This is a genomic window from Asaia spathodeae NBRC 105894 (assembly GCF_025994195.1).
Classification (GTDB): Bacteria; Pseudomonadota; Alphaproteobacteria; order Acetobacterales; family Acetobacteraceae; genus Asaia; species Asaia siamensis.
Genome location: NZ_BAPY01000062.1, coordinates 1 through 513 on the forward strand (window position 1 = coordinate 1; position 513 = coordinate 513).

Sequence of the window (513 nt, forward strand, 5' to 3'; positions counted from 1 at the left end):
TTGGTGCAGGCCGACACATACGCATCCATCATGACCGCGATCAACAACGGCGCTACGCTGTCAGCCGATGCAACCGGCAATCCTGTGATCAAGGACGGCTCAGGAAACGTGATCGCTCCCGCTTCGGTCAAAGCCGATACCAGTTACGCTCCGGTCCAGACCCTGCAGTCCAAGGCGCAGGATGAGCTATCCGCGCAGCAGACCCTCGTTATGCGGAATTACACGGTCTTTGGCGACGCAACGCCTGACGCGTGGATAACCTATCTCAAGGCGCTTCGTGCGATCGCGGACGGCTCGGACACGACCAGCACCGCCCTGCCCTCTGCCCCCGCAAACTAACGGATCAACCCCATGACATGGCGCCCATCAGCGCGGATCGTGCGCCCTGGCGGGTGTGCGAGCGCACAACTGCGTGGCATGGCCTTGCAACCTCTGCTTGCATGGCCTGACAGCAACCTAAACGGCGGCGCTGATTACAGCGTCGATTTTTCGGAGCTTCTTGCGCCCGACGAG

General features: G+C 61.2%; 1 pseudogene. It reads left to right on the top strand.

Features of this window, described 5'->3' with window-relative positions:
• Positions 1-339 (top strand): annotated as a pseudogene (locus tag AA105894_RS13790) (hypothetical protein); the annotation flags it as partial.
• Positions 340-513: the final 174 nt, after the last annotated feature.